General features: G+C 61.5%; 14 protein-coding genes. 11 read left to right on the top strand and 3 right to left on the bottom strand.

Going from position 1 to position 12299, the window contains the following annotated elements:
- Window positions 1-59: 59 nt before the first annotated feature.
- Window positions 60-839 carry a catabolite repression control protein Crc gene (gene crc, locus AC07SI_RS11660; protein WP_003195493.1) on the top strand — a complete coding sequence of 260 codons (780 nt, stop codon included), beginning with the start codon at window positions 60-62 and terminating at the stop codon, window positions 837-839.
- A gap of 58 nt (window positions 840-897) precedes the next feature.
- On the opposite strand, the gene AC07SI_RS11655 is transcribed toward crc, so the two are convergent.
- Together AC07SI_RS11655 and rph are read right to left on the bottom strand one after the other, a co-directional pair.
- The gene (locus AC07SI_RS11655; RefSeq protein WP_213551327.1) at window positions 898-1266 is read right to left on the bottom strand and encodes a DUF4870 domain-containing protein; all 369 of its coding nucleotides are present in this window, start codon (window positions 1264-1266) and stop codon (window positions 898-900) included.
- Between the two features lie 22 nt (window positions 1267-1288).
- Window positions 1289-2011 carry a ribonuclease PH gene (gene rph / locus AC07SI_RS11650; protein WP_010207511.1) on the bottom strand — a complete coding sequence of 241 codons (723 nt, stop codon included), beginning with the start codon at window positions 2009-2011 and terminating at the stop codon, window positions 1289-1291.
- A gap of 227 nt (window positions 2012-2238) precedes the next feature.
- Between rph and AC07SI_RS11645 the strand changes: the two genes are divergently transcribed.
- The 6 genes from AC07SI_RS11645 (at window position 2239) to AC07SI_RS11620 (ending at window position 7534) form a co-directional block, all read left to right on the top strand.
- Entirely contained in the window at window positions 2239-3102 is an 864-nt protein-coding gene (locus AC07SI_RS11645) for a YicC/YloC family endoribonuclease (RefSeq protein WP_262133620.1), read from the top strand.
- 10 nt (window positions 3103-3112) lie between these two features.
- The gene (gene gmk / locus AC07SI_RS11640) at window positions 3113-3733 is read left to right on the top strand and encodes a guanylate kinase (RefSeq protein WP_010168203.1); all 621 of its coding nucleotides are present in this window, start codon (window positions 3113-3115) and stop codon (window positions 3731-3733) included.
- Between the two features lie 167 nt (window positions 3734-3900).
- Window positions 3901-4164, top strand: coding sequence for a DNA-directed RNA polymerase subunit omega (rpoZ, locus tag AC07SI_RS11635; protein WP_003176920.1), 264 nt, complete (start codon window positions 3901-3903; stop codon window positions 4162-4164).
- A gap of 60 nt (window positions 4165-4224) precedes the next feature.
- Window positions 4225-6330, top strand: a complete 2106-nt coding sequence (gene spoT / locus AC07SI_RS11630; protein WP_065902493.1) for a bifunctional GTP diphosphokinase/guanosine-3',5'-bis pyrophosphate 3'-pyrophosphohydrolase — start codon at window positions 4225-4227, stop codon at window positions 6328-6330.
- 24 nt (window positions 6331-6354) lie between these two features.
- The gene (locus AC07SI_RS11625; RefSeq protein WP_003176922.1) at window positions 6355-6735 is read left to right on the top strand and encodes a RidA family protein; all 381 of its coding nucleotides are present in this window, start codon (window positions 6355-6357) and stop codon (window positions 6733-6735) included.
- Window positions 6736-6790: 55 nt separating this feature from the next.
- A complete protein-coding gene (locus AC07SI_RS11620; RefSeq protein ID WP_065902495.1) occupies window positions 6791-7534 on the top strand; it encodes a hypothetical protein in 744 nt (247 codons plus the stop codon).
- A gap of 428 nt (window positions 7535-7962) precedes the next feature.
- On the opposite strand, the gene AC07SI_RS11615 is transcribed toward AC07SI_RS11620, so the two are convergent.
- Window positions 7963-8814, bottom strand: coding sequence for an SDR family oxidoreductase (locus AC07SI_RS11615; protein WP_495005767.1), 852 nt, complete (start codon window positions 8812-8814; stop codon window positions 7963-7965).
- Between the two features lie 188 nt (window positions 8815-9002).
- On the opposite strand from AC07SI_RS11615, the gene exbB reads away from it, so the two are divergent.
- The 4 genes from exbB (at window position 9003) to AC07SI_RS11595 (ending at window position 12299) form a co-directional block, all read left to right on the top strand.
- Window positions 9003-9977: a tonB-system energizer ExbB gene (gene exbB / locus AC07SI_RS11610; protein ID WP_106802287.1), complete on the top strand. Its 975-nt coding sequence runs from the start codon at window positions 9003-9005 to the stop codon at window positions 9975-9977.
- Between the two features lie 6 nt (window positions 9978-9983).
- Complete coding sequence (gene exbD, locus AC07SI_RS11605) at window positions 9984-10409, top strand: TonB system transport protein ExbD (protein ID WP_003195519.1); 426 nt, start codon at window positions 9984-9986, stop codon at window positions 10407-10409.
- On the top strand, window positions 10406-11155 hold the full coding sequence (locus AC07SI_RS11600; RefSeq protein WP_065902499.1) for a TonB family protein: 750 nt from the start codon (window positions 10406-10408) through the stop codon (window positions 11153-11155). Before exbD ends, AC07SI_RS11600 begins: the two co-directional genes overlap by 4 nt.
- A gap of 223 nt (window positions 11156-11378) precedes the next feature.
- Window positions 11379-12299, top strand: a complete 921-nt coding sequence (locus tag AC07SI_RS11595) for a hydrogen peroxide-inducible genes activator (protein WP_065902501.1) — start codon at window positions 11379-11381, stop codon at window positions 12297-12299.

Here is a 12299-nt window from a genome sequence, read left to right as displayed (position 1 = left end):
ATTTAGCTAATTAGGTAGACGGCGTGTATCATACACGCACGCGATTTTTGGGGCCATTTATGCGGATCATCAGTGTGAACGTTAATGGTATTCAGGCTGCAGTCGAGCGTGGTTTGCTCAGTTGGCTGCAAGCCCAGAATGCCGACGTCATCTGCCTGCAGGATACCCGCGCCTCCGCCTTTGAACTGGACGACCCAGCCTTCCAACTGGATGGCTACTTCCTTTATGCCTGCGATGCCGAAGTGCCCACCCAAGGTGGCGTGGCTTTGTATTCGCGGTTGCAACCCAAGGCGGTCATCAGCGGCCTCGGCTTCGAGACAGCCGACCGCTACGGGCGCTACCTGCAAGCCGATTTCGACAAGGTCAGCATCGCGACCTTGCTGCTTCCTTCGGGGCAGAACGGCGATGAAGACTTGAACCAGAAGTTCAAGCTAATGGACGATTTCGCCCGTTACCTGGATAAACAGCGACGCAAACGTCGCGAGTACATTTATTGTGGCTCGCTGTACGTGGCGCAACAGAAGCTGGATATCAAGAACTGGCGCGACAGCCAGCAATCCCCGGGCTTCCTGGCGCCGGAACGGGCCTGGATGGACGAGATTGTCGGCAACATGGGCTATGTGGATGCCCTGCGCGAAGTCAGTCGCGAAGGCGACCAGTACAGCTGGTGGCCGGACAACGAACAGGCGGAGATGCTCAACCTCGGTTGGCGTTTCGACTACCAGTTGCTGACTCCGGGCCTGCGTCGGTTCGTGCGCAGTGCACGCTTGCCGCGCCAGCCGCGCTTCTCGCAGCACGCGCCACTGATTGTGGACTACGACTGGACACTGACCATCTGAGGTCTTTTCCCAGGCACAAAAAAACCGACATCACTGTCGGTTTTTTTGTGGGCGCTCATTATTTGATCACACGCCAGGTCAAGGGGTAGCGATAGACGATCCCCTTGTTGGCCTTGATGCTGCCAATGATGGTCAGCACCACGGTGGCGATCGCCATGGCAAGCATCAGGAAAAACCCGACCACCGCGAAGGCCAGCACGATGCAGGCTATCCAGGCGATGGCCACGGTGATCTGGAAGTTCAAGGCTTCCTTGCCCTGGTCATCAATGAACGGGTCCACTTCCTTCTTCATCTGCCACAGGATCAGCGGCCCGACGACGCTGCCGAAGGGGAACACAAACCCGAGAAACGCCGCGAGATGGCACAGCATTGCCGCCTGGCGCACTTCGTAGGAAGGCGTGGGCACCAGCATCTGGTTGTCATTCATGGCGCTTCTCCTTGAGGCGGGTTCAGTCAGCCAAGGCGGCGTTCTGCAGTTCGAAGATTTCGGTCATGCCTTTCTGGGCCAGGGCGAGCATGGCGTTCAGGTCGGCCGGCTGGAATGGCGCACCTTCGGCGGTGCCCTGCACTTCGATGAAACCACCGGTGCTGGTCATGACCACGTTCAGGTCGGTCTCGGCGGCCGAGTCTTCCAGGTAGTCCAGGTCCAGCACTGGCTCGCCCTGGTACATGCCCACCGAGACAGCGGCAATCATCTGCTTGAGCGGGTCGCCGGCTTTCAGGCCGCCGCGCTTCTTGATCACTTTCAGCGCATCGACCAGGGCCACCATGGCACCGGTGATGGACGCGGTACGGGTACCGCCGTCGGCCTGGATCACGTCGCAATCGACGTACAGGGTCACGTCGCCCAGCTTGGACATGTCCAGGGCGGCGCGCAGCGAACGACCGATCAGGCGCTGGATTTCCAGGGTACGCCCGCCTTGCTTGCCACGGCTGGCTTCACGCTGGTTACGCTCGCCAGTGGCGCGCGGCAGCATGCCGTATTCGGCAGTCAACCAGCCCTGGCCCTGGCCCTTGAGGAAACGTGGTACGCCATTTTCGACGCTGACGGTGCAGATCACCTTGGTATCGCCAAACTCGACCAGTACGGATCCCTCGGCGTGTTTGGTGTAGTTGCGGGTGATGCGGATCGAGCGGAGCTGATCGGCAGCGCGACCACTTGGACGTTTCATAGGGGATACCTGTACTGAGGACGAAAAACTGCCGAGCATTATAGAGCCGCGAGCCGATTCGGGGCACTTCTTAAAATTCGGTTACGAATGGGCGGTTTGTCATGCTTTGTTAACGCCAGCGTTTGGGGCCTCCCACGCCGTTGCGCTACACTCCTGCGCCTTCGCAGCCGGTCGGCTGCAACCCATCCACCAGCCCGTTATGCGGGACTGCATCGCGAGGTACCTCCATGGTGCACAGCATGACCGCCTTCGCCCGCGTCGAAAAAGCCGGCGTACAAGGCACCCTGAGCTGGGAACTGCGCTCGGTCAACAGCCGTTACCTGGAACCGCACCTGCGCCTGCCCGAATCATTTCGCGACCTCGAAGGGGCCGTGCGTGAAGCGCTGCGCCAGGGCATCTCCCGCGGCAAGCTGGAATGCACCCTGCGCTTCACCGAGGAAACCACCGGCAAGCCGCTGCAGGTCGACCGCGAGCGCGCTGCGCAACTGGTTGCCGCCGCCGAAACCATCGCCAGCCTGATCAAGCAGCCGGCCGCGCTCAACCCCCTGGAGGTGCTGGCGTGGCCTGGCGTGCTGGTGGCCGACGCCACCGATCCGCAAGCCCTCAATGCCGAAGCCCTTGCCCTGTTCAACCAGGGCCTGAAGGAGCTCAAGGCTGGCCGCGAACGCGAAGGCGCCGAACTGGCCCGCCTGATCAACGAGCGCCTGACCTCGATCGAAGCAGACGTGGTGACCCTGCGCGAACTGGTGCCACAGATGCTCGCCACCCAGCGCCAGAAGGTCCTCGACCGCTTCACCGACATGAAGGCAGACCTGGACCCGGTTCGCCTGGAACAGGAAATGGTGCTGCTCGCACAAAAAAGCGACGTCGCCGAAGAGCTGGACCGCCTGAGCACCCACATCCTCGAAGTGCGCCGCGTCCTCAAGTCCGGCGGTGCCGCCGGTCGGCGCCTGGACTTCCTGATGCAGGAACTCAACCGCGAAGCCAATACACTGGGCTCCAAGGCATTCGATCCGCGCAGCACACAGGCAGCGGTCAACCTCAAGGTGTTGATCGAGCAGATGCGCGAACAAGTACAGAATATTGAGTAAGGCAACCTCCATGACCCACAGCACCGGCACCCTCTATATCATTTCCGCCCCCTCGGGCGCGGGCAAAAGCAGCCTGGTCAAGGCCCTGACCGACGCCGACGAGCAGATCCGCATTTCGGTCTCCCACACCACCCGCGCCATGCGCCCGGGCGAGGTGAACGGCGTGCACTATCACTTCGTCGAGCGCACCGAGTTCGTCAAGATGATCGAGCACGGCGACTTCCTCGAACGCGCCGAAGTGTTCGGCAACCTCTATGGCACCTCGCAAAGCCACCTGCAGCAGACCCTGGATGAAGGCCACGACCTGATCCTGGAAATCGACTGGCAGGGCGCCGAGCAAGTGCGCCAACTGATGCCCAAGGCGCGCTCGATCTTCATCCTGCCGCCGTCGCTTGAGGCTTTGCACCAGCGCCTGACCAACCGTGGCCAGGACAGCGACGAGATCATCGAAGGCCGCATGCGTGAAGCCGTCAGCGAAATGAGCCACTACGTCGACTACGACTATCTGATCATCAACGACGATTTTGCCCACGCGCTGGATGATTTGAAGGCTATTTTCCGCACCAATCAGCTCCAGCAAAAGCGCCAACAGCAACGTTTCGGCAAATTACTCGCTGAACTGCTCGGCTGATTGGCTCTTCCCAAAACCGCTGCAAGGGCTTTACATTGGCACTTGTAGCGGTTTTGCGAGGACGCGGGAAAAATCAGCGCTTCCCTAAACGCTGGTGATTTTTTAAACTGTTTAGTCCGCTCGCCCAACCGGGCAGCGCGCATCTTGCATTCGCTCCGAGGAATACCATGGCCCGCGTAACCGTTGAAGACTGCCTAGAACACGTGGATAACCGCTTTGAGCTGGTCATGCTCTCTACCAAGCGTGCCCGTCAACTGGCCACTGGCGGCAAAGAGCCCCTGGTCCAGTGGGAAAACGACAAGCCTACCGTTGTAGCGCTGCGTGAAATCGCTGAAGGCCTGATGAGCTACGAGTTCATCGCCAACGCCGAAATCGTTGAAGACGAACCGCTGTTTGCAGCGTTCGAGGACGAGTCCAACGAGGCCGTCTAAGCCTATGCCTGGTCGACGTAGCACGGCGCAGGGTCACAGCCAACGGCAGGAGTCATTCCTATGCCGAGCATAGACGCCCTCGCCGATCGCTTATCGACCTACCTCGGCCCAGACCAGGTCAACCTGGTCCGCCGAGCGTATTTCTACGCCGAACAAGCCCACGACGGCCAACGCCGCCGCAGCGGCGAGGCGTATGTCACCCATCCCCTTGCGGTGGCAAATATTCTTGCCGACATGCACATGGACCATCAGAGCCTGATGGCCGCGATGCTGCATGACGTGATCGAAGACACCGGCATCGCCAAGGAAGCGCTCAGCGCGCAATTTGGCGAAACCGTGGCCGAACTGGTCGACGGGGTCAGCAAACTGACCCAGATGAACTTCGAGACCAAGGCCGAAGCCCAGGCGGAAAACTTCCAGAAGATGGCCATGGCCATGGCCCGGGACATCCGGGTGATCCTGGTCAAGCTGGCCGACCGGCTGCACAACATGCGCACGCTGGAAGTGCTGTCCGGCGAAAAACGCCGGCGCATCGCCAAGGAAACCCTGGAAATCTACGCGCCCATCGCCAACCGGCTGGGCATGCACGCCATTCGTATCGAGTTCGAAGACCTCGGCTTCAAGGCCATGCACCCGATGCGCTCGGCGCGCATCTACCAGGCGGTCAAGCGCGCCCGGGGCAACCGCAAGGAAATCGTCAACAAGATCGAAGAGTCGCTGAGCCATTGCCTGGCGATCGACGAGATCGAGGGCGAAGTCAGCGGCCGGCAGAAACACATCTATGGCATCTACAAGAAGATGCGCGGCAAGCGCCGGGCCTTCAACGAGATCATGGATGTGTACGCGTTCCGGATCATCGTCGACAAGGTCGACACCTGCTACCGCGTGCTCGGCGCTGTACACAATTTGTACAAACCCCTGCCGGGACGCTTCAAGGACTACATCGCGATTCCCAAGGCCAACGGCTACCAGTCGCTGCATACCACGCTGTTCGGTATGCACGGGGTGCCGATCGAGATCCAGATCCGCACCCGCGAAATGGAAGAGATGGCCAACAACGGTATTGCCGCCCATTGGCTGTACAAGTCCACCGGCGACGAGCAGCCAAAAGGCACGCATGCCCGCGCCCGCCAGTGGGTCAAGGGCGTGCTGGAGATGCAGCAACGTGCTGGCAACTCCCTGGAATTCATCGAAAGCGTGAAGATCGACCTGTTCCCGGACGAGGTCTACGTGTTCACGCCAAAAGGCCGGATCATGGAGCTGCCCAAAGGCTCCACGGCTGTCGACTTTGCCTACGCGGTGCATACCGACGTGGGCAACAGCTGCATTGCCTGTCGGATCAATCGTCGTCTCGCGCCGCTGTCCGAACCGCTGCAAAGCGGCTCCACGGTCGAGATCGTCAGCGCTCCAGGCGCTCGCCCGAACCCGGCCTGGCTCAACTTCGTGGTCACCGGCAAGGCGCGTACGCATATTCGCCACGCCCTGAAACTGCAACGCCGTTCCGAATCCATCAGCCTCGGCGAACGCCTGCTGAACAAAGTGCTCAACGGTTTCGACAGCGCCCTGGACAAGATTCCTGCAGAACGCGTGCAAGCGATGCTGCATGAGTATCGCCAGGAAACCATCGAAGACCTGCTGGAAGATATCGGCCTGGGTAACCGCATGGCCTACGTGGTCGCCCGCCGCCTGCTCGGCGAAGGCGAACAGCTACCGAGCCCGGAAGGCCCACTGGCGATTCGTGGCACCGAGGGCCTGGTGCTCAGCTACGCCAAGTGCTGTACGCCGATCCCGGGCGACCCGATTGTCGGCCACCTGTCGGCGGGCAAAGGCATGGTGGTGCACCTGGACAACTGCCGCAATATCAGCGAAATCCGCCACAACCCGGAAAAATGCATCCAGCTCTCTTGGGCCAAGGATGTCACCGGCGAATTCAATGTCGAGCTGCGGGTAGAGCTGGAGCACCAGCGTGGCCTGATCGCCCTGCTGGCCAGCAGCGTCAACGCGGCCGACGGCAATATCGAGAAAATCAGCATGGACGAGCGTGATGGTCGCATCAGCGTGGTCCAACTGGTGGTCAGCGTGCACGACCGCGTGCACCTGGCCCGCGTGATCAAGAAACTGCGCGCCTTGACCGGTGTGATCCGCATCACCCGTATGCGTGCATAACCCACCTCTTACAAGGAGTCACTCATGACCAAGACCGTTATCACCAGCGACAAGGCCCCGGCCGCCATCGGCACCTACTCCCAGGCCATCAAGGCGGGCAACACCGTCTACATGTCCGGCCAGATCCCGCTGGACCCAAAGACCATGGAACTGGTTGAAGGCTTCGAAGCACAGACTGTACAGGTCTTCGAAAACCTCAAGTCGGTGGCCGAAGCGGCTGGCGGTTCGTTCAAGGACATCGTCAAGCTGAACATCTTCCTCACCGACCTGAGCCACTTCGCCAAGGTCAACGAGATCATGGGCAAGTACTTCGAACAGCCGTACCCAGCCCGCGCCGCCATTGGCGTTGCCGCCCTGCCAAAGGGTGCGCAGGTTGAGATGGACGCGATCCTGGTCATCGAGTAAAACACCCGGCGCAGCTTCCCCAGCTGCGCCGACTTCGTTTCAGAAGGATTTCATGATGCGCAAAGCGCTTGTAGCCCTATCAACGCTGGCCCTGTTGCTCGGCGGCTGCGCCAGCAACCCTGCCGATGTGGATGTGAGCGGTACCTGGATCAACCAGGCTGCCATCGACGCGGCGTCCAAGGGCGGCCCTTTGCGTGAAGCGCTGCAAAGCTACGGCCCGAACCTTGAGTGGGAAATCAACACCAAGGCTTCGCAGGCGCGCTACTACAACGGTTTCGAAGTCGCCGAAGGCAAGTTGCTCGGCGAAAAATCCGGTGCCTGGAGCGTGGACTTCTACGGCAGCTCCGCGACCGAGCTCAAGCGCAAAGGCAAGCAATTGCTGCAGGTGGCCAACGATAACGAGCCCGAGCAACTGTTCGCCCGCGCCAAAGACCCGGCCCCGGAGGGTGCGCCCCTGGGCGCCAACTTCGAGCGGGCACTGTACGCGGCCTACATGGGCGGCGACTGGAAGATCACGGACGGCTTCGGCAACGGCGCCATCGTGCAGTTCCAGGCCAACGGCAAGGTCGCGGGCCTGCCCAATGTGGATCAGTACTCACTGTGCCTGGCGGGCGATTGCGCCTCCATGAGCGGCGGCTACGACAGTATCTGGCTGCAGCTCAACGGCCAGGGCAACCCGTGGATCTTCGTGCGCAAGGGCAAGCAGCTGGAAATCTTCCAGGCCATCAACACTGCCCAGACAGACGAAGTGCCCTCGTTCACCCCAGGCCCTCGCCAGTGGTTGCTGGAAAAGCAATAAGCGGCCGAGCGCTGAACTGAATCTAGGAGCGAGGCTTGCTCGCGAAAGCGGTGCATCAGAAACATATTCAGTGACTGATACTGCGCATTCGCGAGCAAGCCCGCTCCCACATTTTCACCGCGTTTCAATCCTCGAGGATCGCCGCGCGGCCTTCTCGATAGTTGGGAACTTTGGCTTCCAGCCCAGTGCATTGGCTGGGGCGCTGCGACCTCAATGTGGGAGCTGGCCGTGCTCAGCCTTTGAGAATCGACGCGTAGCCTTCTCGGTAAGTCGGATAAGTCGGCTTCCAGCCCAGCGCATTGGCTGGAGCACCGCGACCCCAATGTGGGAGCTGGCTTGCCTGCGATAGCGGTTTACCAGTCACCCTATTTGCTGGATGTGCCACCGTCATCGCAGGCAAGCCAGCTCCCACATTCTCTGGCCGTGTTTCAGCCTTTGAGAATCGACGCGTAGCCTTCTCGATAGGTTGCGTAGGTCGGCTTCCAGCCCAGCGCCTTGGCGCGGGCATTGCTGCACTGCTTGCTGCCGGCACGACGCACACTGGCGTCGGCGGCCCACTCGGTCACGCCCAGGTATTCACGCAACCAGCCCACCACTTCCGCCAATGGCGCAGGCGCGTCGTCGACGCCGATGTAGACCTTGTCCAGCGAACCGCCCTGCTCCACGTGCCGCAGCAAAAAAGCCAACAGGCCCGCGGCATCGTCCGCGTGAATCCGGTTGCCATATAAAGGCGGGTCGATCGCCACGCGGTAACCCTGCCGGACCTGGCTCAACAGCCACTCACGGCCCGGGCCGTAGATGCCGGTCAGGCGTACGATGCTGGCGGGGATACCGCTGTTGAGCGCGACTTGCTCGGCCTCCAGCATTACCTGGCCGGAATATCCCTTCGCCTGGGTCTCGGATGTTTCGTCGACCCACTCGCCGTTCTGCTGCCCGTAGACGCTGCTGCTGGATACAAACAGCAGGTGTTTCGGCACCTGGCCGTAGTCGCCCAGCCACTCCAGCACGTGCTGCAAACCTTGTACGTAGGCTGCGCGATAGCCGGCCTCATCGTGATCCGTTGCGGCGGCGCAATACACCAGGTAATCCACCCCGCCGATCGGCCAGGTGTCAGGGCAATCCTTTTTGAACAGGTCGCCGGCGATGCCGATCACCCCGTCGGGCAGGCGTGAAATATCACGTCGCAGGCCATAAACCTCCCATTCCGAGGCAACCAATTGGCTAGCAAGCCGACTACCCACATCGCCACAACCGGCAATCACAACAGAAGGCGCAGACATCAGAAAACTCCGTACAGAAAGGTCTAGGTTAGCCTTCACACATGACAGGCGGCCACAAAAAGGACAAATAAAGTAACTGTATTACTTCTGTTAACAAGAATTACTTGCAATAATAACCGCCCATTTGTCCTCGGCCCCCAGGCCTGGAAGGACGCTCAACTCATTTTCTTTACTCAGGTCCGGCCAGCATGACACGTAATACAAACCCCGCTTCGCCAACCAAGCTTCACAGCCCATCCCGCGCCTGGCGCGCGATTGCTGCGCTGCTGTTCAGCGTACTGCTGGCACCGACCGCCGCATTCGCTGACGCCACCGCACCCGCCACGACCCCGGCAGCCGAGCACAGCACGGCTGCTCCAGCCGCTGCGCCAGCCGCCACCGACCCGGCCCAGGCTGCAGACCCAGCCGCTCCCGCTGACGATACCGGTGTGGTCCTGGAAGAAGACAACACCCTGGGCATGGCCCACGACTTGTCGCCGTGGGGCATGTACCAGAACGCTGACGTGGTGGTGAAAGCCGTGATGATCGGCCTGGCCATCGCCTCGATCATCACCTGGACCATCTGGATCGCCAAGGGCTTCGAGCTGCTGGGCGCCAAGCGTCGCCTGCGCACCGAGATCGTCCACCTGAAAAAAGCCACCACCCTCAAGGAAGCCAGCGAGACGGCAACCAAGAAGGGCACCCTGGCCAACACCCTGGTGCACGACGCGCTGGAAGAAATGCGCCTATCGGCCAACACCCGCGAAAAAGAAGGTATCAAGGAACGCGTGGCCTTCCGCCTGGAGCGCCTGGTAGCCGCCTGCGGTCGTAACATGAGCAGCGGCACCGGCGTGCTGGCGACCATCGGTTCCACCGCGCCTTTCGTCGGCCTGTTCGGTACCGTATGGGGCATCATGAACAGCTTCATCGGCATCGCCAAAACCCAGACCACCAACCTCGCCGTCGTTGCCCCGGGCATCGCCGAAGCCCTGCTGGCAACCGCCCTGGGCCTGGTTGCGGCAATTCCTGCGGTGGTGATCTACAACGTCTTCGCCCGTTCGATCGCCGGCTACAAGGCCCAGGTCTCGGACGCGTCGGCAGAAGTCCTGCTGCTGGTCAGCCGCGACCTCGATCACCTGCCTACCGAGCGCAGCTCGCAACCGCACATGGTGAAAGTGGGGTAATCGGCCATGGGCCTGCATTTGAATCAAGGCGACGACGAACTCGTCGAGAACCACGAAATCAACGTCACGCCATTTATCGACGTGATGCTGGTGCTGCTGATCATCTTCATGGTGGCGGCACCGTTGGCCACCGTGGACATCAAGGTTGACCTGCCCGCCTCCAGCGCCAAGCCGGCGCCGCGGCCAGAGAAACCGATCTTCCTCAGCGTCAAGGCGGACCAACGCCTGTTCCTGGGCGAAGAAGAAGTCAAGGCTGAAACCCTGGGGCCGGTGCTCGACGCCAAGACCCAAGGCAAGAAAGACACGACGATCTTCTTCCAGGCTGACAAGGGCGTGGACTACGGCGACCTGATGAGCGTGATGGATGCCCTGCGGGCAGCCGGCTACCTCAAAGTGGGCCTGGTCGGACTCGAGACGGCAGCCAAAAAATGATCACGACGCGCCACAAACTGACGCGTTATGGCACCAGCCTCGCCGTCGTGCTGGGCGTGCATGCCGTCGCGATTGCCATCGCGCTCCACTGGTCGGCGCCGCATACGGTGCAGCTGCCACCGGCCGCCATGGTCATCGACCTGGCACCCATGCCTGCACCGCCGCCGCCGGCTCCGCCCAAAGTCGTAACGCCGCCACAACCACCGGCGCCGGTGGAAGAGCTGCCGCTGCCGAAACTGGCCGAGGCACCCAAGCCGACGATCCAGGTGCCCAAGCCGGTCAAGCCCAAGCCCAAGCCACAACCGCCCAAGCCGGTGGAGAAAAAGCCCGAGCCGCCCAAGGAGAAACCTTCCGAAGAGCCGCCGAGCGACGCTCCGCCGACCAACGCACCGGCTGAAAAATCGGCCCAGCCGGTTCCAGGCCCGTCGCCGCAGCAAGTCGCGGCCAAGGCGTCCTGGGAAGGCACCCTGCTGGCTCACTTGCAGAAGTACAAGAAGTACCCGCCAGGTGCCCAGGCGCGTGGCAAGGAAGGCCTGAACCGCTTGCGCTTTGTGGTCGACGCCGACGGCAATGTGCTGTCCTACGAGTTGGTGGGCCGCTCCGGCAACGCCGACCTGGACCGCGCCACCCTGGACATGATCCGTCGTGCCCAGCCGCTGCCCAAGCCTCCGGCCGACATGCTCAAGGGCGGCAGCATCGAGATCGTTGCACCGTTCGTGTACAACATCGAGAAACGCCGCCGCTAAGGATTGCGGGAGTCAACTTGTGTGGGCGCTGGCTTGCCTGCGATAGCATCACCTCGGTGCAACGGATAGACCGAGGTGTGTGCATCGCAGGCAAGCCCAGATTGTTTTTGTCGCTTCAGCAAAATCCGCCACACTCCCCGCTCAATCCCCACCAAAGTTCTGATAACGTGCGTCTATCGATTGCAGCCGGTATGCTTGGCTCGCAACCTCATGGACGCCCGCTATGACTCTTACAGAATTACGCTACATCGTTACCCTCGCCCAAGAGCAGCACTTCGGCCATGCGGCCGAGCGTTGCCACGTCAGCCAGCCGACGCTGTCGGTGGGCGTGAAAAAGCTTGAAGACGAACTCGGTGTGCTGATTTTCGAGCGCAGCAAGAGCGCCGTGCGCCTCACCCCGGTGGGCGAAGGCATCGTGGCCCAGGCCCAGAAGGTGCTGGAGCAAGCGCAAAGCATTCGCGAGCTGGCCCAGGCCGGCAAGAACCAGCTGACCGCACCGCTGAAAGTCGGCGCCATCTACACGGTCGGCCCGTACCTGTTCCCGCACCTGATCCCGCAACTGCATCGCGTCGCGCCGCAGATGCCGCTGTATATCGAAGAAAACTTCACCCACATCCTGCGCGACAAGCTGCGCAACGGCGAACTGGACGCGATCATCATCGCCCTGCCGTTCAATGAAGCGGATGTGTTGACCCTGCCGCTCTACGACGAGCCGTTCTACGTGCTGATGCCGGCCTCCCACCCGTGGACGAAAAAAGACACCATCGACGCCGGCCTGCTCAACGACAAGAGCCTGCTGCTGCTCGGCGAAGGTCACTGCTTCCGCGACCAGGTCCTGGAAGCCTGCCCAACCCTGACCAAAGGCAACGACGGCGCCAAGCACACCACTGTGGAATCCAGCTCCCTGGAAACCATCCGCCACATGGTCGCCTCCGGCCTGGGCATTTCGATCCTGCCGCTGTCGGCGGTGGACAGCCATCACTACGCCCCCGGCGTGATCGAAGTACGCCCACTGACGCCACCGGTGCCGTTTCGTACCGTGGCGATCGCCTGGCGCGCGAGCTTCCCACGGCCCAAGGCCATTGAGATCCTCGCGGACTCGATCCGCCTGTGCTCGGTGGCCAAGCCGCCTGCTGCGAGCTGA

The sequence above is a fragment of the Pseudomonas sp. GW821-FHT05D12 genome, from assembly GCF_059419825.1.
The sequence above is the reverse complement of the archived record's forward strand: the minus strand, read 5'-3'. Positions and strand labels throughout refer to the sequence as shown.

What these genes read in the sequence shown, in the direction of transcription:
- crc (WP_003195493.1), top strand. Translation starts at nt 60, where the DNA reads ATGCGGATCATCAGTGTGAACGTTAATGGTATTCAGGCTGCAGTCGAG.
- AC07SI_RS11655 (WP_213551327.1), bottom strand. Translation starts at nt 1,266, where the DNA reads ATGAATGACAACCAGATGCTGGTGCCCACGCCTTCCTACGAAGTGCGC.
- rph (WP_010207511.1), bottom strand. Translation starts at nt 2,011, where the DNA reads ATGAAACGTCCAAGTGGTCGCGCTGCCGATCAGCTCCGCTCGATCCGC.
- AC07SI_RS11645 (WP_262133620.1), top strand. Translation starts at nt 2,239, where the DNA reads ATGGTGCACAGCATGACCGCCTTCGCCCGCGTCGAAAAAGCCGGCGTA.
- gmk (WP_010168203.1), top strand. Translation starts at nt 3,113, where the DNA reads ATGACCCACAGCACCGGCACCCTCTATATCATTTCCGCCCCCTCGGGC.
- rpoZ (WP_003176920.1), top strand. Translation starts at nt 3,901, where the DNA reads ATGGCCCGCGTAACCGTTGAAGACTGCCTAGAACACGTGGATAACCGC.
- spoT (WP_065902493.1), top strand. Translation starts at nt 4,225, where the DNA reads ATGCCGAGCATAGACGCCCTCGCCGATCGCTTATCGACCTACCTCGGC.
- AC07SI_RS11625 (WP_003176922.1), top strand. Translation starts at nt 6,355, where the DNA reads ATGACCAAGACCGTTATCACCAGCGACAAGGCCCCGGCCGCCATCGGC.
- AC07SI_RS11620 (WP_065902495.1), top strand. Translation starts at nt 6,791, where the DNA reads ATGCGCAAAGCGCTTGTAGCCCTATCAACGCTGGCCCTGTTGCTCGGC.
- AC07SI_RS11615 (WP_495005767.1), bottom strand. Translation starts at nt 8,814, where the DNA reads ATGTCTGCGCCTTCTGTTGTGATTGCCGGTTGTGGCGATGTGGGTAGT.
- exbB (WP_106802287.1), top strand. Translation starts at nt 9,003, where the DNA reads ATGACACGTAATACAAACCCCGCTTCGCCAACCAAGCTTCACAGCCCA.
- exbD (WP_003195519.1), top strand. Translation starts at nt 9,984, where the DNA reads ATGGGCCTGCATTTGAATCAAGGCGACGACGAACTCGTCGAGAACCAC.
- AC07SI_RS11600 (WP_065902499.1), top strand. Translation starts at nt 10,406, where the DNA reads ATGATCACGACGCGCCACAAACTGACGCGTTATGGCACCAGCCTCGCC.
- AC07SI_RS11595 (WP_065902501.1), top strand. Translation starts at nt 11,379, where the DNA reads ATGACTCTTACAGAATTACGCTACATCGTTACCCTCGCCCAAGAGCAG.